17 protein-coding genes are annotated in these 19,797 nt (G+C 74.6%); 10 read left to right on the forward strand and 7 right to left on the reverse strand.

The window, feature by feature from the left end:
* Positions 1–6: 6 nt before the first annotated feature.
* Together ACQFYA_RS20295 and ACQFYA_RS20300 are read left to right on the forward strand one after the other, a co-directional pair.
* Positions 7–1,296 carry an MFS transporter gene (locus tag ACQFYA_RS20295; RefSeq protein WP_499127216.1) on the forward strand — a complete coding sequence of 430 codons (1,290 nt, stop codon included), beginning with the start codon at positions 7–9 and terminating at the stop codon, positions 1,294–1,296.
* Positions 1,293–3,968, forward strand: coding sequence for a glycoside hydrolase family 78 protein (locus ACQFYA_RS20300; RefSeq protein WP_499127218.1), 2,676 nt, complete (start codon positions 1,293–1,295; stop codon positions 3,966–3,968). Before ACQFYA_RS20295 ends, ACQFYA_RS20300 begins: the two co-directional genes overlap by 4 nt.
* Here ACQFYA_RS20300 and ACQFYA_RS20305 read toward each other — a convergent pair.
* The 3 genes from ACQFYA_RS20305 to ACQFYA_RS20315 all read right to left on the reverse strand — a co-directional run bounded on the left by ACQFYA_RS20305 (position 3,917) and on the right by ACQFYA_RS20315 (position 6,125).
* The gene (locus tag ACQFYA_RS20305; RefSeq protein ID WP_499127220.1) at positions 3,917–4,927 is read right to left on the reverse strand and encodes a LacI family DNA-binding transcriptional regulator; all 1,011 of its coding nucleotides are present in this window, start codon (positions 4,925–4,927) and stop codon (positions 3,917–3,919) included. The genes ACQFYA_RS20300 and ACQFYA_RS20305 overlap by 52 nt on opposite strands.
* Before the next feature lie 80 nt (positions 4,928–5,007).
* Positions 5,008–5,454: a DUF2255 family protein gene (locus ACQFYA_RS20310; RefSeq protein ID WP_499127222.1), complete on the reverse strand. Its 447-nt coding sequence runs from the start codon at positions 5,452–5,454 to the stop codon at positions 5,008–5,010.
* Positions 5,455–5,501: 47 nt separating this feature from the next.
* A complete protein-coding gene (locus tag ACQFYA_RS20315) occupies positions 5,502–6,125 on the reverse strand; it encodes a TetR/AcrR family transcriptional regulator (RefSeq protein ID WP_499127224.1) in 624 nt (207 codons plus the stop codon).
* Between the two features lie 115 nt (positions 6,126–6,240).
* Here ACQFYA_RS20315 and ACQFYA_RS20320 point away from each other — a divergent pair, with 115 nt between their 5' ends.
* Positions 6,241–7,026, forward strand: a complete 786-nt coding sequence (locus tag ACQFYA_RS20320) for an SDR family NAD(P)-dependent oxidoreductase (protein WP_499127226.1) — start codon at positions 6,241–6,243, stop codon at positions 7,024–7,026.
* A gap of 5 nt (positions 7,027–7,031) precedes the next feature.
* Positions 7,032–7,538 carry a nitroreductase/quinone reductase family protein gene (locus ACQFYA_RS20325; RefSeq protein ID WP_499127228.1) on the forward strand — a complete coding sequence of 169 codons (507 nt, stop codon included), beginning with the start codon at positions 7,032–7,034 and terminating at the stop codon, positions 7,536–7,538.
* Here the strand turns inward: ACQFYA_RS20325 and ACQFYA_RS20330 are convergent.
* Positions 7,498–10,254: an HAD-IC family P-type ATPase gene (locus ACQFYA_RS20330; RefSeq protein WP_499127230.1), complete on the reverse strand. Its 2,757-nt coding sequence runs from the start codon at positions 10,252–10,254 to the stop codon at positions 7,498–7,500. The two genes, ACQFYA_RS20325 and ACQFYA_RS20330, sit on opposite strands and share 41 nt — an antisense overlap.
* A 180-nt stretch (positions 10,255–10,434) precedes the next feature.
* On the opposite strand from ACQFYA_RS20330, the gene ACQFYA_RS20335 reads away from it, so the two are divergent.
* A complete protein-coding gene (locus tag ACQFYA_RS20335; protein WP_499127233.1) occupies positions 10,435–11,241 on the forward strand; it encodes a CPBP family intramembrane glutamic endopeptidase in 807 nt (268 codons plus the stop codon).
* Positions 11,242–11,269: 28 nt separating this feature from the next.
* Here the strand turns inward: ACQFYA_RS20335 and ACQFYA_RS20340 are convergent, their stop codons facing one another.
* Positions 11,270–13,024 (reverse strand): NAD(P)/FAD-dependent oxidoreductase, encoded by a 1,755-nt coding sequence (locus ACQFYA_RS20340; RefSeq protein WP_499127236.1) that lies wholly within the window; start codon positions 13,022–13,024, stop codon positions 11,270–11,272.
* A 203-nt stretch (positions 13,025–13,227) separates the two neighbouring features.
* On the opposite strand from ACQFYA_RS20340, the gene ACQFYA_RS20345 reads away from it, so the two are divergent.
* Positions 13,228–14,688, forward strand: a complete 1,461-nt coding sequence (locus tag ACQFYA_RS20345) for a glycosyltransferase family 2 protein (RefSeq protein WP_499127238.1) — start codon at positions 13,228–13,230, stop codon at positions 14,686–14,688.
* Complete coding sequence (locus ACQFYA_RS20350; RefSeq protein ID WP_499127242.1) at positions 14,685–15,086, forward strand: hypothetical protein; 402 nt, start codon at positions 14,685–14,687, stop codon at positions 15,084–15,086. The genes ACQFYA_RS20345 and ACQFYA_RS20350 overlap by 4 nt, the downstream gene beginning before the upstream one ends.
* Here ACQFYA_RS20350 and ACQFYA_RS20355 read toward each other — a convergent pair.
* Positions 15,062–15,886, reverse strand: a complete 825-nt coding sequence (locus ACQFYA_RS20355) for a response regulator (RefSeq protein WP_499127244.1) — start codon at positions 15,884–15,886, stop codon at positions 15,062–15,064. The two genes, ACQFYA_RS20350 and ACQFYA_RS20355, sit on opposite strands and share 25 nt — an antisense overlap.
* A 124-nt stretch (positions 15,887–16,010) precedes the next feature.
* Here ACQFYA_RS20355 and ACQFYA_RS20360 point away from each other — a divergent pair, with 124 nt between their 5' ends.
* From ACQFYA_RS20360 to ACQFYA_RS20370, 3 genes are read left to right on the forward strand one after another with little or no spacing between them, the layout of a single operon-like run.
* Positions 16,011–16,310, forward strand: coding sequence for a UBP-type zinc finger domain-containing protein (locus ACQFYA_RS20360; RefSeq protein WP_499127246.1), 300 nt, complete (start codon positions 16,011–16,013; stop codon positions 16,308–16,310).
* Positions 16,311–16,343: 33 nt separating this feature from the next.
* The gene (locus ACQFYA_RS20365; RefSeq protein ID WP_499127249.1) at positions 16,344–17,585 is read left to right on the forward strand and encodes an MFS transporter; all 1,242 of its coding nucleotides are present in this window, start codon (positions 16,344–16,346) and stop codon (positions 17,583–17,585) included.
* Positions 17,582–18,157, forward strand: a complete 576-nt coding sequence (locus ACQFYA_RS20370) for a TetR/AcrR family transcriptional regulator (RefSeq protein ID WP_499127250.1) — start codon at positions 17,582–17,584, stop codon at positions 18,155–18,157. Before ACQFYA_RS20365 ends, ACQFYA_RS20370 begins: the two co-directional genes overlap by 4 nt.
* 51 nt (positions 18,158–18,208) lie before the next feature.
* Here the strand turns inward: ACQFYA_RS20370 and ACQFYA_RS20375 are convergent, their stop codons facing one another.
* Entirely contained in the window at positions 18,209–19,771 is a 1,563-nt protein-coding gene (locus ACQFYA_RS20375; protein WP_499127252.1) for a CotH kinase family protein, read from the reverse strand.
* Positions 19,772–19,797: the final 26 nt, after the last annotated feature.

The following is a 19,797-nucleotide window of genomic DNA, read 5'->3' on the forward strand; positions in this document are numbered from 1 at the left end:
GGTTCGATGTCGACCTCAGCAGCAGCACCCGGGCGCATCCCGGGCAGGACCTGGTACCGCACGACGGTCGCCGGTATGGCGTCCTACCTCGACGCGGGTGCGATCATCACGACCGGCACCGCCCTGGTCCTGTACAAGGAGCCGCTGGGCATCACCGACGCCCAGTTCGGGCAGTACTCGGCGCTCCTGACGTTCATGATCGCGGTCGGCGCGCTCGTCGGCGGCCGTCTCGCCGACCTCTTCGGCCGCAAGCGGGTCTTCCTCGCCACGATGGCGGTGTACGCCGTCGGGGCGGCCGTCCTCGTGGCCGCCCCCGGCACGGGAGCGCTCTACGTCGGCATCGTGCTGCTCGGGCTCGCGGTCGGGGCCGACCTGCCCGCGTCCCTGGCGATGATCGCCGAAGAGGCGCCGCCCGAGCACCGCGGCAAGCTCGTCTCCTTCTCCCACATCCTGTGGCTCGTGGGCATCATCGCCGCGCAGCTGTTCGGCATCGCGGTCGGGAACATGGGGATGACCGGCGGCCGGATCATGTACGGCCAGCTCCTGGTGCTCGCCCTCGTCGTCCTGGTCCTGCGGGCCGGGATGCCCGAGTCCTCGCGCTGGAAGGCGGCGCACGCCGAGCCCGCCGCGGCGACGTCCGGGTCGGTCGACAGGGGCACCCTCGCCAAGCTCCTGCGCGGCCCGTACCTCATGCCGATGGTGGCCGTCGCGCTCTTCTACGCCCTGGTCAACGTGGGCGCCAACACCGGCGGCCAGTTCTCCACGCTCATGTACACGGAGCTCGCGGGCTCGACCGTGCGGTTCGCCTCCACGATCGGCTTCGTCACCTTCGCGATCGCCTTCGGCGCCACCTACCTGCTGATGCGGATCGTCGACGGACGGAACCGGATGCGCTGGTTCGGCGTCATGGCCGTGTTCTACACGCTCGGCTACCTGGTCCCCGTCGCGTTCGGCGTCGAGGTCTGGACCCTCGTGACGATGGGCGTCGTCGGCTCGATCGCCGGGGCCGTCGCGGGCGAGCCGATGTTCAAGGTCTGGGCGCAGGAGCTCATCCCCACCACCTACCGCAGCACCGCGCAGGGCGTGATGATCGCGTTCACCCGCGTGGTCGCCGCCGTCGTCGCCCTGTGGACGCCCACGCTGCTCGCCACCAGCCCGGACGTGCTGTTCGTCTTCGTGGCGGCGTGCATCGCCGCGGGCGGCCTGATCGGCTGGCTCTGGATCTCCCGGTACCCCCGCGTCGCCGACGACGAGCCGGCCGCCGTCCCGACCCCCGCCCCCGAAGGAGCCCGATGACCACCCCCGCGCCCGTCCTGCGGGTCGAGCACCACCCCCGGCCCGCCCTGGGCGTCGGCGAGGACCGGCCCCGCCTGTCGTGGCACCTGGACCACGCGCGCCCGGCCTACCGCCAGGCGGCCTACGAGGTCGCGTGGCGCACCACGGCCCCCGACGGCACGGTGCTCGACGACGCCGCCGCGGTGGTCGCGTCGCCCGACCAGGTGCTCGTCCCCTGGCCCGGCGCGCCGCTGCCCACCCGTGCCCGGGCCGAGGTGCGCGTGCGCACCCGGGACGGCGGCGCCGAGGACGACGACGGCTGGGGCGACTGGAGCGCGCCCGCGGTCGTGGAGCGCGGGCTCGCGGCCGGGGACTGGACGGCCGAGCTGGTCGGGCCGGGCTACGACGAGGGGCCGGCCGAGACGCGGCGCGCCCCGCTGCTGCGCACCGGCTTCGCGGTGCCGGGCGCCGAGGTGCGGTCCGCGCGCCTGCACCTGACCGCGCACGGCCTCGTGCAGGCGGAGCTCAACGGCCGGCGCGTGGGCGACGACGAGCTCGTGCCCGGCTGGACGCCCTACGACGACCGGCTGCGCGTGCACACCTACGACGTCACCGCCCTCGTCCGCCCCGGCGACAACGCCCTGGGCGCCTGGCTCGCCGACGGCTGGTTCCGGGGGCGCTACGGCTTCGAGGGCGGGCACCGCGACCTGTACGGGACGCACGTGGGCGTGCTCGCGCAGCTCGAGGTGGTCACCGACGCGGGCACGGTCGTGGTGGGCAGCGATGGGTCGTGGCGCAGCGCGCCCGGCCCGCTCACGCGCGCGTCGCTGTACGACGGCGAGACGTACGACGCGCGCCTGGCCCCGGCCGGCTGGTCGGAGCCCGGGTTCGACGACGCGGCCTGGTCGCCCGTCGTCGTGCACCCGCTGGACCGGTCCGTGCTGGCCGCGCCCGACGGCCCGCCGGTGCGCTGCACGGGCGAGCTGACCCCCGTCGGCGTGACGCGCGCGCCGGGCCCGGACGGGGAGGACGGCTGGCTGCTCGACCTGGGCCAGAACCACTCCGGCCGCCTGCGCCTCGCGGTGCCGGCCGCGCCCGCGGGCACGGTGGTGCGGGTGCGCCACGCCGAGGTGCTGCAGGACGGCACGCTCTACACGCGCACGCTGCGCGACGCGGCGGCGACGGACGAGCTCGTCCTCGACGGCGAGGCCGTCACCTGGGAGCCGCGGTTCACCGTGCACGGCTTCCGGTACGCGCACGTCTCGGGCTGGCCCGGCGAGCCCACGGCCGCCGAGATCGGCCGCGCCGTCGTCTCCCGCGTGCTGCACACCGACATGGCCCGCACCGGCTGGTTCGCCAGCAGCGACCCGGCGCTCGACCGCCTGCACGAGAACGTGGTGTGGAGCCTGCGCTCCAACTTCGTGGACATCCCCACGGACTGCCCGCAGCGCGACGAGCGCCTCGGCTGGACCGGGGACATCCAGGCGTTCGCCCCGACGGCCGCGTTCCTCTACGACGTGCACGGCATGCTGGCGGACTGGCTGCGGTCGCTCGCGTCGGAGCAGGAGCGGTTCGGCGGCACCGTGCCGGTCTACGTGCCGTGGATCCCCGGCGGCGCGTTCTGGCGGCCCACGCAGGACATCGCCGGCTGGGGCGACGCGGCGACGCTGGTGCCCGAGGTGCTGCACCGCGACTCGGCGGACCGCGACCTGCTAGCCCGGCAGTACGCGAGCGCCACCGCCTGGGTGGACAAGGTGGCTGGGCTCGCCGGACCGGACCGGCTGTGGGACACCGGGACGCAGCTCGGCGACTGGCTCGACCCGACCGCGCCGCCCGACGACCCCCTGCAGGCGCAGACCGACCCGCACCTCGTGGCCACGGCGTACCTCGCGCGGTCGGCGCGGTCGGTCGCGGACGTCGCCCGCACCCTCGGTCGCGACGACGACGCCGCCCGGTACGGCCGGCTGGCCGACGAGGTGCGCACCGCGTACCAGCGGCGGTACGTGGGGACGGGAGCCCCGACGCACGACACCCAGACCGCGCACGCGCTGTCGATCGTCTTCGACCTGCTGCCCGACGACGACGCCCGCCGCCGCGCGGGCGAGCGCCTCGCCGCGCTGGTGCACGGCGGCGGGTGCACGGTCGGCACCGGGTTCGCCGGGACGCCGCTGGTCACGGACGCGCTGAGCAGCACGGGCCAGCTCGACGCGGCGTACGCGCTGCTGCTCAGCCACGCGTCGCCGTCCTGGCTCGCGACGGTCGACCTGGGGGCCACCACCATCTGGGAGCGCTGGGACAGCATGCTCACGGACGGCACGGTCAACCCCGGCGACATGACGTCGTTCAACCACTACGCACTGGGCTCCGTCGCGGACTGGATGCACCGCGTGGTCGCCGGCCTCGCGCCCGCGGAGCCGGGCTACCGGCGCCTGCGCGTCGCCCCGCGTCCGGGCGGCGGGCTCACGCACGCCGAGGCCCGGCACGTCACGCCGTACGGCACGGCGGCCGTCGCGTGGTCGCTGGCGGACGGCGAGCTGGTGGTGCGGTTCACCGTCCCGGTGGGCGCGACGGCCGAGGTCGACGTGCCCGGGCTCGAGCCCGCCGTCGTCGGGCACGGGGAGCACGAGGTGCGGGCGCCGGCTCAGGCCCCGGCGTCGCCCGAGGTCGACGCGCGCACCACGAGCGTGGGCTGAAGCACCACCGCCTCGTGGCGGTGGGTGCCCGGGGAGCGCGCCTCGTCGATGACCAGGCGCGCCCCCCGGCGGCCCATCTCCGCGCCGGGCTGGGCGACGGTGGTGAGCGGCACCGGCACGTCGCGGGCGGCGAGGTTGTCGTCGTAGCCGACGAGCGCGACGTCGTCGGGGACGGCGACGCCGGACCGCAGCAGCACCTCGAGGATCCCGGCGGCCATGAGGTCGGACGCCGCGAAGATCCCGTCCACCCGGCCCGCCCGGACGTCGTCGAGCAGCTCCCGCGCAGCCCACGCGCCGTCGGCGCGGTTGATCCCCTCGGGCGGCGCGAGCTCGCGGACCGGTGCGAGGCCGGCCTCGTCGAGCGCCAGCCGGAAGCCGTCCCGGCGCTGCGTCACGGGGCGCAGCGCGCCGGGCCCGCCCACGAACGCCAGGCGCGTGCGGCCCCGCTCGAGCAGGTGCTGCGTGGCGAGGTACCCGCCGCGCCGGTGGTCCACCGCGACGCTGCAGTACCAGGCCGACGGCGCGGAGAAGTTGAGCAGCACCAGGGGTCGCTCGGAGGACCGGGCGCCGAGCAGCGCCGCCATGTGCTCCTCGTCGCTGAGGGTGATCATCGTGCCCGCCACGCGCAGGTCGTCGAACACGGCCAGATGGGTGAGCTCGCGCCCCACGTGGTTGTCGCCGTCGGCCAGCAGCACGTGCATCCCGGACTCCTCGGCCTCGCGGGTCGCGCCGCGGGCGAGGTCCACGAACAGGGAGTTGCCGAGGTCGGTGAGCACCAGTCCGATCGAGTCGCTCGACCCGCCCGCGAGGGAGCGCGCCACCGAGCTGCGCTGGAACCCGAGCTCGGACATCGCGTCCCGTACCCGGGCCCGCGTGGCCTCGGTGACCCGGTCGGGGTGGTTGAGCACGTGCGACACGGTGCCGAGCGAGACGCCCGCGCGGGCGGCGACCTGTGCCATCGACGGTCGCCCGTTGCCTCGCCCCACGCCCTGATCCTCTCGCCGTCCCGTGACCCTGCGGGTCTACGGTAGACGGCGGTTCAGCACGGGGCGCCCGCTCCCTCGACGACGCGGCGGCGGCCGCGCGCCGCGGCGACCACCGACGCCACCCGCTCGGCCCACGACGCCCGCCGCGAGCGCAGCCGGAACGTCGTCGCCGCGGCGGCGTCGGACACCACCTCCGCCACCCGCTCGGGCGCGCAGGCGCCGTACTTGGCGCGGTAGGCGTCGTCGAGCAGGCCGTGCAGCTCCGGCTCGACCTCGCCGAGGACGACCGCCTGCTCGACGGCGCCGACCGCACCGTCCACGCGCACGCGGCCCCGGCCGGCGGCGAGGCCGGCGGGCCAGCTGGCCCCCGGGGCGGACCGGACGAACAGGTCGCCGCCCACCTCCACGACCCACGTCGGGAGCGCCGCCGCGCCGTCGACGACGAGCTTGACCGAGCGGGCGGCGGTGAGGGGGACGAGGTCGAGCGCGGGGGCGGTCATGGCGTTCAGAACCGTGACCTGGGCCACCTCTATTCCCCGGGGGTCCGTCACCGCCGGCCGTAGCGCGCGACGGCCGTGGTGACGGCCTCGGCGACGGCACGGTCGACCTCGGCGGCGGTCGGCTCCCAGTCGACGACGAGCAGCCTCGGCCAGAACACGAAGTTGGCGATCATGCCGAGGAACTGCGTGGTCGCCGTCACCGGGTCGTCGACCTGCGCCGTGCCGTTGTCGTGCTCCGCCCGGAGGTAGCGGTCGACGGCGTCGAAGAACGGCATCTTCCCCAGGCTGAACTGGGCCTCCGCGACGTCCGGGAAGCGGGGCATCTCCGCGATGACGATGCGGTGCAGCCCGACCATCTGCGGCCGCGACATCAGGACCGCGTACCGCCTCCCGTACTCGCGCAGGCCCGCCGCGAGGTCGCCGGGGCCGGGGTCGGTGCCGCCGTCGTCCTCGAGGCCCCAGTTCTCGGTGACGATCGCCTCGAACAGGCTCCCCTTGGTGGGGAACTGCTTGAACAGGGTCGCGCGCGACACGCCCGCCTCCTCCGCGACCCGGGCCAGCGACGTCCCGGCGTATCCCTGGGCGACGAAGAGCGTCGTCGCGGCCTCGACGATCGCCGCGCGCTTCTGCTCGGCCACCCGCCGGTGGTACTCGCCCGTTCCTGTCGCCATCCCTCCATCATGCCGTGGGTCACGAGGTGAGTCACTTGACTCACCTCTCTGCCCTGCCTACCGTGCTAGTGGTGAGTCGCTCGGCTCACCACTAGACGATGCGAGAGGGACTCCGGTGGGACGACGATTCGAGGACCAGACCGTGCTGATCACCGGCGCCGGCGGCGGCATGGGCCGCAGCCACGTGGCCGCCTTCCACGCCGAGGGGGCGAACGTCGTCGTGGCCGACGTCGACGACCGCCGGGGCGCCGAGATCGCGGACTCCCTCGGCGAGCGCGCCGTCGCCGTGCTGCTCGACGTGCGCGACGAGCAGCAGTGGGCCACCGCCGTCGCGGCGGCCGAGGCGCGGTTCGGCCCGGTGACCGTGCTGGTGAACAACGCCGGGGTCCAACAGCCCGCCGCGACCCTCGAGCAGCTCGACCCGGCCACGTGGCAGCGCGCGCTCGACATCAACGTCACCGGCCAGTTCCTGGGCGTCCGCGCCGTCGCCCCGTCGATGCGGCGCGCCGGCGGCGGGTCGATCGTCAACATCGGCTCGACGATGGCCTACGGCGGCACCGCGGCCTTCGGGGCGTACGTCGCCAGCAAGTGGGCCGTGCGCGGGCTCACCCGCACGGCCGCGCTCGAGCTGGGTCGCGACGGCATCCGCGTCAACGCCGTGCACCCGGGCGTGGTCGAGACGCCGCTCGTCACCGAGCCGAACGCCCCCGGGTCGGCACCGATCTCCGACGCCTACTCTCCCGAGCCCTTCGCGGTCCCCCGCCTCGCCCGGCCGGACGAGGTCTCGCGCCTGGTCCTCTTCCTCGCCTCACCCGAGGCCGCGTTCGCGACGGGCTCCGACGTCGTCCTCGACGGCGGGCTGCTGCTCGGGCCGGCGCTGCCGGCCGAGGCCGCAGCGTGACGGGCATGACGGGCATGACGGGCATGACGGGCATGACGGGCGCGGCGGGCGACGAGGCCGTGCGGCGCGCGATCGAGCTGACGCCCGACGCCTCCACCGCCGCCCGGACCGTCGACGTCACGACCACCGGCCGCCGTACCGGGCTGCCGCGACGCATCGAGATCTTCTTCTACCGCGTCGCGGGCCGCACCTACCTGTGCAGCGGCACGGTGCCGTCGCCGAGCTGGTACGTCAACCTCGTCGCCGACCCGCACCTGACCCTGCACCTCAAGCACCGCGTCCGGGCGGACCTCGCCGCGACCGCCCGGCCCGTCACCGACCCCGGGGAGCGGCGGCGCGTGCTCGCCGCGATCGTCGCGGACCTCAACCAGCCCGCCAACCCGGGGCACCTGGCCCAGCCGGTGCTGCTCGAGGACTGGCTCGACAGCCGTCTCGTCGAGCTCACCTTCGCCGACGGGCCACGTCTCGCCGTCAGCGGCTCCGCGCCGCGCGGGCCCGCCCCACGGCCTTGACCCCCTCCACCAGGAGGAACACGACGACGGCGAAGCCGAACGTCGTGCCCCACTCCTCCCACCCGATCGGGGCGGAGTCGAACCAGGGGTGCATGAACGGCGCGTAGATGAACACGCACTGCAGGGCGACGAGCGCGGCGGCAGAGATCCAGACGACCCGGTTGCCGCGCAGCACGTCCACCGTGAGGCTCGACCGGTCCAGGAAGCGGCAGTTGAAGAGGTAGGCGAGCTGGCCGAGCGCCAGCATCGTCACCGCCGTGGTCTGCGCCTCGGCGAGGGGCGCGCCCTGCGCCCGCTCGGCGGAAAAGACGAGCATCGTGGCGCCGCCGATGAGCAGCGACACGACGAGGATGCGGCGCACGAACGCGGCATCGAGGATCGACGCCTTCGGGTCGCGCGGCGGGCGCGACATGATGCCGGGCTCGGCCTTCTCGTAGGCCAGCCCGAGGGAGAGCGTCACGGCGGTGATCATGTTGATCCACAGCACCTGCACCGGCGCGAGCGGCAGCGTGAGGCCGAACAGGACGGCCACGAGGATCACCAGGGACTGGGCGCCGTTGGTGGGCAGCAGGAAGAGCACGGACTTGCGGATGTTGTCGTAGATCCGCCGCCCCTCCTCCACGGCCCGCTCGATGGTGGCGAAGTTGTCGTCGGCGAGCACCACCTCGGCCGCGTCCTTCGTGGCCTCGGTCCCCTTGATGCCCATCGCGACGCCGACGTCGGCCTGCGTGAGGGCGGGGGCGTCGTTGACGCCGTCGCCCGTCATCGCGACCACCTCGCCGTGCGACTGCAGCGCCGACACGATGCGGATCTTGTGCTCCGGGCTGGTGCGGGCGTACACGTGCACGTCCTGCACGACGGCGCGCAGCTGCTCGGTGCTCATCGCCTCCAGCTCCGCGCCGGTGAGGACGGCGGGGCCCTCGCCCGCGCCGCCGGGACCGACCTCGTCGTGGACGATGCCCATCTCGCGGCCGATCGCCACGGCGGTGCCGGCGTGGTCGCCGGTGATCATCGTGACGGCGATGCCCGCGTCGCGGCACTGGGCGATGGCGTCGATCGCCTCGGGGCGCGGCGGGTCGACGATGCCGACCAGGCCGCACAGCTCGAGGCCGTCGTCGACGTCCGACGCGTCCAGCGCGCTGGTTCCCGCCGACGCGCGGGTCCTCGCCGCGGCCAGCACCCGCAGGCCCCGGCCGCCGATCTCGTCGATCCGCGCCTCCCAGGACGCGCGGTCCAGCGGCTGCGCGGTGCCGTCCGGCGCCGTCTGCGTGGTGCAGCGGTCCAGCACGCGGTCCGGTGCGCCCTTGACGTGCACGACCACCCTTCCGTCCGCGTCCCGGTCCAGGGTGGCCATGTACTTGGTCTCGGACTCGAACGGCACCAGGTCCTGCCGCGACCAGCCCGCGGTGTCGAAGCCGGCCTTCATGCCGAGGCTGCGCAGCGCGCCCTCCGTCGGCTCGCCGACCAGCCGCCAGTCCTCGCCCTGCCCGCCGGGCTCCCCCGGCACCACGCGCGCGTCGTTGCACAGCATCATCGCGGCGACGACGGCGGCGAGGTCGCGGTCCTCGGCGAGGTCGGCGTGCCGCGACCCCTCGCCCGCGAGCGTGAGCTCGCCGACGGGCGCATAGCCGGCGCCCGCGACGTCGAACGACCGGCCGGCGGTACGCACCAGCCGCGCGGTCATCTCGTTCTTGGTGAGCGTGCCCGTCTTGTCCGAGCAGATCGTCGTGACGGAGCCGAGCGTCTCCACGGCGGGGAGCTTGCGCGTGATCGCGCGGCGGCGCGCCATCTGCTGCACGCCGAGCGCGAGCGTGATCGTCACCAGGGCGGGCAGGCCTTCGGGGACGGCGGCGACGGCGAACCCGATGGACGCGGAGACCAGCTCCGGCACGGAGAAGTCGTGCACCACCCGCCCGATGACGACCATCACCACGGCCATGCCGAGGATGAGCACCGCGAGCAGCTTGCCGAACCGGTCGAGCTGCTTGGTCAGCGGGGTCTCCAGGCTCGCGACCTCCGAGATCATCGTCTGGATGCGCCCGATCTCCGTGCGCTCCGCGGTGGCGGTGACCACCCCGACCCCCTGGCCCGCGGCCACGAGCGTGCCGGAGAACAGCATGCTGGTGCGGTCGCCGACCCCCGCGTCGACGGGCACCGCGTCGGCCGACTTGCCCGCCGCGACCGACTCGCCCGTGAGCGCGGACTCCTCGACCCGCAGGTTGGTCGCCTGCAGCAGGCGCACGTCGGCGGGCACGCGGTCGCCGGAGCGCACCCGCACGACGTCGCCGGGCACGACGTCGTCCGCGTCGACCTTGGCCCACGCGCCGTCGCGGCGCGCCTCCGCGTGCACCGACAGCATTCTGCGGATGCCGTCCAACGCGCTCTCCGCGCGACCCTCCTGGACGAAGCCGATCGCCGCGTTGACCACCGCGACCAGCAGGATGACGGTGAAGTCCACCCAGTCCCCGAGGATCGCCTTGAGCACCGCGGAGACGAGCAGGATGTAGATGAGGACGTCGTCGAAGTGCACCAGGATCCGCTTCCACAGCGGGTCCTTCTCGGGCGGCGGCAGCCGGTTGGGGCCCACCTCCGCGAGCCGGGCCGCGGCGTCGGACGACGCCAGCCCGCCGGCATCGGCGTCGAGCGCGGCGAGCACCGCCTCGGGAGGCAGGGACCACGGTGCGAGGTCGGAGGCGACGTCCTGCGCAGATGCCATACGGCCATTCCACCCGCGATCCCCCGCCCGCGCTCGGCAGGCCACCGGAGGCGCTCGGCAGGCCACCGGAGGGCTGTGCGTCCGCCAGGCGCGCGGCGCGACCTGCGCCTAGATTGCTCGCGGGCGTCCGGACCGGGCGCCCGGACCGGGGACAGGAGACACGATGCCGGAGACGACGGCATGAGCGCGGCCCTCCCGGCGGTGCGCACGACGGCCCCCGCGCCGTCGGTCCGGGCGGCGACGGCAGTCTTCGTCGCCTACGCCGTCGTGGTCGTCGGGCTCATGCGGCTGTCCGGGATCGACTACGACCACCTCTTCGACACGACGCGCAGCACGCTGCTCGGGGCGGTGCTGCCGCTCGCGGCCGGCGCGGTCCTGCTCGGCGTCGTCCTGTGGCGGACCGGCTGGGCGGCGAGCGGGGTCTTCCGCGACGCGACCCGCCTGCGCATGGGGGTCCTCTGGGCGCTGCCGGTCGTCATGGTGCTCGTCGTGGCGCTCACCCTCGCCTCGGTCGACTGGGGGGCCTTCGACGCCGGGCACCTGCTCGTGGTCCTGCTGGCCGCGCTCCTGGTCGGGTTCACCGAGGACACGCTGTTCCGCGGCATCATCCTGCGGGCGCTCCGGGGCGCCCTGCGGTCGGAGGCGTCCGCCGCCGTGCTGACCACCGTGTGGTTCGGCCTCTTCCACCTCACCAACCTGCTGCTGGGCGAGCCGGGCGCGGTCCTGCAGGTGGTGTTCGCGGCGCTGAGCGGGTTCGGGTTCTACGTCGCGCGGCGCGGGTTCGGCGCACTGGTGGCGGGCATGGCCCTGCACGCCGCGTGGGACTTCTCGACGTTCCTGTCGGGGGTGCACCACACCGACGGCGCGGCGGCCTCGGCGGGCTACTTCCTCATCGTCGTGGTGTACGTCCTCGCCGCGGCGAGCATCGTGGTCGTCCTCGTGCGTGACCGGCGCACGCCGCCGCCGATCACGACGGCGACGGCCTGAGGGACCGTCTGGCCGACCGACCGGCCGGTCAGGCCGGGGCGCCGAACTCCTGCTCCCGCAGGTACGCGAGGTGCGCGTGGACGAGCGGGAGCACCGACGCGCCCTCGCCGCTGGCGGACGCGACGCGCTTCATCGACCCGGCGCGCACGTCGCCGACGGCGAACACGCCGCGCAGCGTGGTCTCGAGGCTCGCGGGCGGGCGGCCGTCCACCCAGGACTCCTGCGGCACGTCGCGGCCGGTGAGCACGAAGCCGTGGTCGTCGAGGGCGAGGCCGTCGGGCAGCCAGCCGCAGTCGGGCTCGGCCCCGAGCAGGCAGAACAGCCCGTCGGCGTGCGTCTTGGACCGCTCGCCGGTGTCCAGGTCCTCCGTGACCAGCCACTGCAGGCGGCCGTCTCCCCCGCCGTCGGCGACCCCCGTGCGGGACCGCACGGCGATGGTCGGCGTCGCCTCGATCTCCCGCACCAGGTAGTCCGACATCGTCTCGGCGAGCCCGGCGCGCCGCACCAGGATCGTCACGGAGCCGGCGAACTTCGCGAGGTGCACGGCCGCCTGGCCCGCGGAGTTGCCGCCGCCGACCACGACGACGTCCCGGTCCTGCATCTCGCGCGCCATCGAGCTCGCCGCGCCGTAGTGCACGCCCGCGCCGACGAGGTCGTCGATGCCGGGCACGCCGAGCCGCCGGTACGAGACACCGGTCGCGAGGACGACGGTGCGGGCGCACAGCTGCACCCCGTCGACGTGCACGTGGTGGTGCTCCGGCTCGCCCGCCGGGCTGCGCTCGATCCGCATCGCCGGCCGGCCGGTGTAGAAGCGGGCGCCGAACCGCCCGGCCTGCACGCGCGAGCGCTGCGCCAGCCGCATCCCGGAGATCCCGCGGGGGAAGCCGAGGTAGTTGCGGATCATCGAGCTCGACCCGGCCTGGCCGCCGATGGCGTCCCGCTCCAGCACCGTCGTCGACAGCCCCTCCGACGCCGCGTACACGGCGGCGGCGAGGCCCGCCGGCCCCGCGCCCACGACGACGACGTCGGCCACCGAGCCCTCCGGGATGGAGTCGAAGCCCCCGTACATCGCCTCGGCGAACGCGGCGGGCGTGGCCCCCGCGAGGACGCGGCCGTTCATCGCCCGCACCACCGGGAGCTCCGCGCCGGGGCCGGCGGCCTCGACGATCGCCCGCCCCTCGTCGTCGTCCGGGTCGAGGACCCGGTTGGGGATGCCGAGGCGCTCCACGAGGTCGCGGATCGCGGCCGCCGTGCGGTCCCCGCGCGGCGCGACGATCTCGGTGGACGTCACGGTGGGCCGTGCCACCGACCAGCCCCACTCGGAGAGCAGCTCGACGAGGGCGATGTGGAACTCCTCGTCGCGCACGCCGCGCGGGATGCCGACGAACGTGTCCATGTCGCGGCGCAGCGCGGCGGCGCGCATCGCGTCGAGGGACTCCGCGTACTCCTCCATGGGCAGCAGGGCCACCCGCCGCGCGGTCGACACGACGGCGGGGACCTGGTGCAGCAGCTCGATCGCGCCGCCGTCGGGCAGCCGGTTCTCGGCGGCGACCATGGCGATCTGCACGTGCGACGCCACCAACCCCCGCAGCCGGTCCAGCGCCGCGTCGGCGGAGCCCACCAGCTCGATCCGGTAGTCGCGGTCGTACCGTGCGCGGAACTCCAGCTCCACCTGGGGCGCGTGCTCGTGCGCGGCGAGCAGGATCACGGGGCGGTCGTCGGCGGTCTCGGGCGTGCGCTCGGCCGTGCGCTCGGGTATGCGGTCGGCCATACGGTCAGGCATGCGGTCAGAGTAGGGCCGGGAGCCGTGCCGCGCGGCGCGCAGCCCGCGTGGTGAGTGTCGACGGATGCGAGCCGACGGTCGTCACGATCTTGAGGCGATCCTGAGGCTTCCCTGCGGCGACCCCGACGGTCCCCGCAGGATCGGTCCCGAGGATGAGAGTCGTTGAATCCCGAACGACCCATCGCGGAAGACCCGGAGCCCTCATGACCGCCACGCTCACCGAGCCCAGCACGTCCCCCGTGCTCGATCTGCCCCTCGCGATCGGCACCGAGCTCGACCGGTACGAGTTCACGCCCGCCGAGCTCGTCGTCGCCGAGCCGACCCGGCGCGCCACCATCGGCGCGATCGTCCCGGCATACAACGAGGCGGAGACGATCAAGGCGGTCCTGCGGGGCCTGCTGCGCCAGACGCGCCTGCCCGACGTCGTCCACGTCGTCGTGAACAACACCAGCGACAAGACGTTCAAGAAGGCGTCGAAGCTGGCCGGCGAGCACACCGTGGTCCGCAAGGGCCGCGAGCAGACGACCCGGGTCTACGTGCACGACATGGGCCAGGTCCCCGACAAGAAGGTCGGCGCCCTCAACTACGGCTACCGGTTGGTGCGCGGCGCCGACTACCTGCTCGGCGTGGACGGCGACACCGTCCTGGCGAAGGACGCCCTCGAGCAGCTCGAGGCCGAGATGGAGTCGGACCCCCGCATCGGCGGCATCTCCGCGATCTACACCGTCGACACCTCCCCCCGCGGCCCGCTCAAGCGGTTCCTGCTGACCGGCCAGCGCGCGCAGTTCGCGGCCTTCAACATGCAGAACCTGATGCGCGGCCGGAACATGGCCGTCCTCGGCGGCCAGGCGTCCCTCTTCCGCATGTCGGCGCTCGAGGACGTCATGCTGGTGCACCACCAGCGCGCCCCCTGGGTGAGCGACTCCGAGGTCGAGGACTCCCTGCTGAGCCTGCAGATCAAGTCGCTCGGCTACTCCACCAAGATCAGCGCCACCGCCCGCGCCGTCGTGGGCGGGATGACCACCCTGCGCGCGCTCGACGGCCAGCAGGTCAAGTGGAACTACGGCGCGATCGACCTCATGTGGCCCGGGCAGCGCGGCGACACGCGCGGCCAGCCGCTCCACCCCAACCTGCGGCTGCGGTGGATGGAGAACGTGGGCATGGTCGTCAACGCGGCCACCCGCCTGCTGTTCGGGCTGCTCCTCGCGGGCTCCCTGAGCATCGGCGCCTTCGGGTTCTCGCCGGTCTGGCTGATCCCGCCGGCCGTCGCCGTCCTGCTCAACGTGCGCATCGCGATGTCCATGCGGGACCGCACCTGGCGCGACGTCCTGTTCGCGGCCACGCTCGTGCCCGCCGAGCTGTACATGTGGATCCGGATCGGGCACTTCGTCCGGGCCTGGTCGAAGTTCCTGTCGAGGTCCCGCACCGACAACTGGGCGGCGCAGGCCAAGGCGGAGCGCGGTGCCGGCTGGGCGTACCTCAGCCCGCTCCTCGTCGCCCTCGTCGCGCTGGCCGGCATCGTCTGGGCCTGGACCCTGCTGCCGACGGCGGCACAGTCCGTCGCCCTGGCGGTCGGCTGGCCGGTGCTCGGCGTAGTCACCGTGCTGCAGACGGTCTTCATGGTGCGGCGACTCCTGCGCCGCCAGCACGGGCTGCGCGCGTGAGCACCCCCGACCCGGGCCGTCCCGAGCCGGGCGAGGCCGCCGCCCTCGAGGCCGCATGGGTCGAGCTCGCGGACGAGCTCGACGGCGACCGCGCCGCCGTCGGCCGGTTCGCCGGGTCGTGGGTCGCGCTGCTGGCCAACCGTGTCACCGGGCTGGAGGGGGCCCTGCACCACGACGACCACGAGGCGGTGCGGGACTCCCTGCTGTCCTTCGGCTGCACGTCGACCATGCTCGGCGTCACGGGGCTCGCGGCCGCGGCCGACCGGGCGCTCGCGTCGCTGGACCGCGCGGGGGTGGACGGCGCTCGGCGGCACCTGGACGACGTCTCCGCGCAGGCGCGGAGCGCCACGATGCTCGTCGCGTCGGTCCTCGCTCAGGGACGCTGGTCGAACCGGTAGCCGACGCCACGCACCGTGCGGATCCAGCGCGGCGCCGTCGGCTCGTCGCCGATCTTCCGCCGGAGGTTGGCGAGGTGGACCTCGACGCTGCGCCGGTCGGCGTCCGTCACCGGCGTCCCGGCGTCGTACTCGTCGCCCCACAGGACCCGCACCAGCGCCTCCTTGGCCAGCACCCGGCCCGGGGCGCCCGCGAGCGCGGCGAGGAGGTCGAACTCGCTGCGCGTGAGCAGGACCTCGTCGCCGTCGACGCTGACGACCCGGCCCGCGACGTCGACGACGAGCCCGTCCGCGACGATCGCGTCGTCGGCCGCCCTGACGGGAGCGGCGGCGAGGGGCGCGGGCGTCGGTGCCGCCTCGGGCGCGACGGCCGCTGACGACGCCGCGACGTCCGCGCGCCGCGGGCGCCGGAGCATCGCCTCGATCCGCGCCCGCAGCTCGCGCGGGCGGAACGGCTTCGTCTGGTAGTCGTCGGCGCCGGCGTCCAGCCCCATCAGGGCGTCGATCTCGTCCGTGCGCGCCGTGAGCATGACGACGTACGTGTCCGACGTGGCCCGGATCCGCCGGCACACCTCGAACCCGTCGATGTCCGGCAGGCTCACGTCGAGGGTCGTGACCAGCGGGTCGACCTCGCGGACGAGGTCCACGCCGGGCCGGCCCGCCGCGGCCGTGTACGTGGCGAACCCCGCCTGCGTGAGCACGGCCTCGAGCAGCTCGCGGATGTCCGGATCGTCCTCGACGATGACCGCGGTGCGCTCGCGGCCCGCGTCGGAACCGCTCGGGAGCGTCGATCCTTCGGGCATGTCGTCACGCTAGCCGCGTGTTGCCCGGGGCGCAGCGCGCAACGCGCCACCCTCGCCGCGCCTCCCTAGACTCGCAGTCGACTCGCAGGCACAGCGACGGCACCCGACAGCAAGGGGACGCGAGATGACGAGCACGTGCACGCACCTGGACCAGATCGCCCCCGTCCCGCCGGAGACGACCGGCGAGTGCCCCGAGTGCGTGGCCGCCGGCGGCACGTGGGTGCACCTGCGCGCCTGCCTGCAGTGCGGGCACGTGGGGTGCTGCGACTCGTCGCCCGCGAGGCACGCCACGGCGCACTTCCACGCGACCGGGCACCCCGTGATGCGGTCGATCGAGCCCGGCGAGTACTGGGGCTACTGCTTCGTGGACGGGCTGACCGTGCCCGGCCGCGAGATGCCGGAGCCATCTCCTACCGCCTGGTAGGCGGACCGGGCGGCGCTGTGTACGCTCGTACACATGGATCGCACCGCCCCCCGCCCCACCGCGGCCGACCGCCGCGCCCGCGCGGCCGTGGCGGCCCTCTTCCTCACCAACGGCGCGCTGTTCGCCAACCTCATCCCGCGCTACCCGGAGATCAAGGCCGACCTGGGGATCAGCAACGCCACCTACGGGCTGGCGGTGGCCGCGTTCCCGGCCGGCGCGATCGCGGCGGGCCTCGCCGCGGGGGTCCTGGTCCGGCGGTTCGGCTCCGCGCGGGTGGCCGTGGCCGGGACGATCCTCACGAGCCTCGGCGTCCTGGCCGCCGGCCTCTCGCCGAGCCTCGGCATCCTCGTCGCGGCGCTGTTCGCCGGCGGGGCGATGGACGCGTGCACCGACGTCGCCCAGAACGCGCACGGCCTGCGGGTCCAGCGCCGTTACGGGCGCTCGATCCTCAACTCGTTCCACGCGGTGTGGTCGATCGGCGCGGTGCTCGGGGGCTCGATGGCCGCGGCTGCGATCGCCCTCGACGTCCCGCGGGGCTGGCACCTGGGCGTGTCGGCGGTCGTGTTCTCGGCCGTCGCGCTCGTGGCGCTGCGCTTCTGCCTGCCCGGGCTCGACGGCGCCACCGACGACGGCTCGGCCGCGACCGCCGCCGAGGCGGGGACGGCGGGCACGGGGCGCGGCCGCACCGCGCTGGTGCTCGCGGCGCTCGTGCTCGTCGCCGTCGGCGGCACGCTCGTCGAGGACGCCGGCAGCTCGTGGGCCGCCGTGTACCTGTCGGGCTCGCTGGGCGCTGCGGCCGCCGTCGCGGCCACCGGCTACGTCGCCCTCGTCGGGGCGCAGTTCGTCGGGCGGATGCTCGGCGACCGGTTCGTCGACCGGTTCGGCCAGCGCGCCGTGGCGCGGGCGGGCGGGCTGCTCGTCGCGGTCGGCACGGGCCTCGCGCTCGCGTTCCCGTCCGTGCCGGGCACCATCGCCGGCTTCGCGTGCGCCGGCTTCGGCGTGGCCACCCTCGTGCCGGCCGCCATGCACGAGGCCGACGAGCTCCCGGGCCTGCGGGCGGGGACCGGGCTCACGGTCGTGTCGTGGCTCATGCGCCTCGGCTTCCTGCTGTCCCCGCCGGTGGTCGGCCTCGTCGCCGACGCCACGAGCCTGCGGGTCGGCCTGCTCGTCGTCCCCCTGGCCGGCCTGGTCGTGGTCGCCGCCGCGGGCGTGCTCTCCGGGCGCCGCGCCGCCCGGACCGAGCCGCAGCCGGCGGGCGCGATCATGGGGTCATGACCCACGCGACCCCGGCCCGCTCCCCCGCCGCCCGACGACGGCGGCACGACCCCGAGCGCCGCGACCGCATCGTCGACGCCTGCCTCGACGTCGTCGCCGAGCACGGGGTCGCGGGCACCACGCACCGCCGCGTCGCCGAGGCCGCGGACGTGCCCCTCGGCTCCATGACCTACCACTTCGCAGGCATGGACGAGCTGCTGCGCGAGGCGTTCGGGCGGTTCGCGGAGCAGGCGGCGGCGCAGTTCGAGCGCCGCATGGTCGACGCCCCGACGCGCGAGGCCGCCGTGCACGCCGTCGTCCGCCTCATCACGCTCGACGTGTTCGCCACCCAGCGCGACCTCGTCCTCTCGCACGAGCTCTACACGCTCGCCGCCCGCGACCCCGCGTTCCGCCCCCTGACGAACGCCTGGATGCGCCGCAGCCGCGACGCGCTGGGCCACCACTTCGACCCCGCCACGTGCCGCGTCCTCGACGCGTTCATCGAGGGCATGACGATCCACCGCGCCCTGGACACCGAGCCGCACGACGACGTGGACGTGCTCGGCGCCGTCCGCCGGCTCGCGGGCGCCTGAGCGCGCAGGGATCGGGAGCCGGGATCGGGCCGGGATCGGGGGCCGGGCGGATCAGGACGCCGCGGCGCCCTGACCGTCCTTCTCGGTCTGGCCGTCGGCCTGGCCGTCCGTCTGGTTGCCCTGGCCGCTCTCCACGGCGTCCCCGGTGAGCAGGTCGGAGATCGACTGCGACTCGCTCTCGAGCGTGTCGGCGTCCACGAGGTCGGACGCCTCGTCGGAGAGCGTCGAGGTCAGCGAGTCCAGGTAGTCCTGGGCGTCGCCGCTGTCGTAGATCGACGTGGTGAGGTCCTCGACGGCGGACTCGTAGGCGGCCTTGAAGTCGTCGTTCTCCAGGAACCGCGTCACCAGCGGGTTCTCCTGCCCGCCGAGGCCGCCGCCTCCCCCGGGGCCGCCGCCCTGTCCGGCACCCTGACCAGCGCCGTCCGGGTGCTCCATCCCCTCGGGCATCTTGCCGCCGTCAGGCATCTGGCCGTCGTCGGGGCGCTCGCCCGCCTGCCCGCCGGGGCCGTCCTGGCCGCCGGGTCCGCCCATGCCGCCCATCCCGCCGTACGACAGGTTCTGGTCCCAGGCGACGACCTCCATCAGGCCGCTGCCCGGGTCGTCGTGCAGGTAGGCGTTGTTCCCGGCGCCGTCGATGTCGTCGGAGTTCGCCACCAGGTCCTGGACCGCGAGGTAGTTCGCGAACGAGTCGACGTCGAGGTGCTCGCCGAGGTTCGCGGCGAACTCCTCGTCCGAGGAGTTGTTGACGAACTCGAGGAACGTCGCGAGCGGCTCGTACGCCGCGTCGTCGTCCGTCGACCCGGAGCTGTCGTACTGGGCCTCGAACGACTCGGCGTACGCCGCCGCGTCGTCCTTGACCCCCCAGTCGCCCTCGGCGTCCGCCTTGTAGGTGATGCCGCCGTCGGGGTAGTTGTCCTCGTTCCACAGGTCGTCGTCCGGCAGGTCGAGGACGAGCCGCAGCCGCTCGTCGCTGCCGTTCACGCTGAACCGCGCGTACGACGCCTGCTCGGCCGGCACGTCCGCCAGCTCCAGCACCTTGAGCGCCACCGCCTCGTTGAGCGACGACTCGGTGTTGTTGCCGCGCACCACGAAGTCCGCGCGGCCGTCGTGCTCCTGGCCGTCCACGTACTTGTCCAGGCGGATCAGCCACGGCAGCCCCGCCGGGTCGTCCGCCGACGCCGTGCCGTCGCCCTCGTCGACGCCGGGCGCCTGCTGCTGGGCGTCGTCCTGCTGCGCGTCGTCCTGCTGCTGCGCGCCGCCGTCGCCGCCGAGCCCGCGCAGGCTGGAGTTGCCCTTGAGCCGCAGCCCGACGTCGTCGTACTCCTCGCCGTCGATGGTGACGGTGGCGCTGATCCAGTCCTTGTCGCCGGTGTCGGCGTACGTGTCGAGCATCTCCTGGTAGTCGTCCTCGTCGTAGTCGACGGCGACGGTGTGGACGGAGCTCGTGTCGAAGAAGTCACCGGCGTCGTCCGCGGAGGCGGTCGCGTCGCAGGCGGCGAGCGTGCCGACGAGCGCCAGGGCGCCCGCCCCCGCGACGAGCGGCCTCGGCCGGGACGAGAGACGGAGGCCGGCCCGGGAGCGGCCGGGCTGGGACGTGAGGTTCCTACGCTTCATGCGCTCACGTCACCATCCCGGCCTGT

Origin of the sequence: Promicromonospora sp. Marseille-Q5078, assembly GCF_050315395.1 — a bacterium.
Classification (GTDB): Bacteria; Actinomycetota; Actinomycetes; order Actinomycetales; family Cellulomonadaceae; genus Isoptericola.

Excerpts from the sequence above, each read along its gene's own strand:
- ACQFYA_RS20360 (WP_499127246.1), top strand. The coding sequence starts at position 16,011 with ATGACGAGCACGTGCACGCACCTGGACCAGATCGCCCCCGTCCCGCCG.
- ACQFYA_RS20315 (WP_499127224.1), bottom strand. The coding sequence starts at position 6,125 with ATGGCGACAGGAACGGGCGAGTACCACCGGCGGGTGGCCGAGCAGAAG.
- ACQFYA_RS20335 (WP_499127233.1), top strand. The coding sequence starts at position 10,435 with ATGAGCGCGGCCCTCCCGGCGGTGCGCACGACGGCCCCCGCGCCGTCG.
- ACQFYA_RS20355 (WP_499127244.1), bottom strand. The coding sequence starts at position 15,886 with ATGCCCGAAGGATCGACGCTCCCGAGCGGTTCCGACGCGGGCCGCGAG.
- ACQFYA_RS20345 (WP_499127238.1), top strand. The coding sequence starts at position 13,228 with ATGACCGCCACGCTCACCGAGCCCAGCACGTCCCCCGTGCTCGATCTG.
- ACQFYA_RS20365 (WP_499127249.1), top strand. The coding sequence starts at position 16,344 with ATGGATCGCACCGCCCCCCGCCCCACCGCGGCCGACCGCCGCGCCCGC.
- ACQFYA_RS20330 (WP_499127230.1), bottom strand. The coding sequence starts at position 10,254 with ATGGCATCTGCGCAGGACGTCGCCTCCGACCTCGCACCGTGGTCCCTG.
- ACQFYA_RS20305 (WP_499127220.1), bottom strand. The coding sequence starts at position 4,927 with ATGGCACAGGTCGCCGCCCGCGCGGGCGTCTCGCTCGGCACCGTGTCG.
- ACQFYA_RS20300 (WP_499127218.1), top strand. The coding sequence starts at position 1,293 with ATGACCACCCCCGCGCCCGTCCTGCGGGTCGAGCACCACCCCCGGCCC.
- ACQFYA_RS20325 (WP_499127228.1), top strand. The coding sequence starts at position 7,032 with ATGACGGGCATGACGGGCATGACGGGCATGACGGGCGCGGCGGGCGAC.
- ACQFYA_RS20295 (WP_499127216.1), top strand. The coding sequence starts at position 7 with ATGTCGACCTCAGCAGCAGCACCCGGGCGCATCCCGGGCAGGACCTGG.
- ACQFYA_RS20375 (WP_499127252.1), bottom strand. The coding sequence starts at position 19,771 with ATGAAGCGTAGGAACCTCACGTCCCAGCCCGGCCGCTCCCGGGCCGGC.
- ACQFYA_RS20340 (WP_499127236.1), bottom strand. The coding sequence starts at position 13,024 with ATGCCTGACCGTATGGCCGACCGCATACCCGAGCGCACGGCCGAGCGC.
- ACQFYA_RS20310 (WP_499127222.1), bottom strand. The coding sequence starts at position 5,454 with ATGACCGCCCCCGCGCTCGACCTCGTCCCCCTCACCGCCGCCCGCTCG.
- ACQFYA_RS20370 (WP_499127250.1), top strand. The coding sequence starts at position 17,582 with ATGACCCACGCGACCCCGGCCCGCTCCCCCGCCGCCCGACGACGGCGG.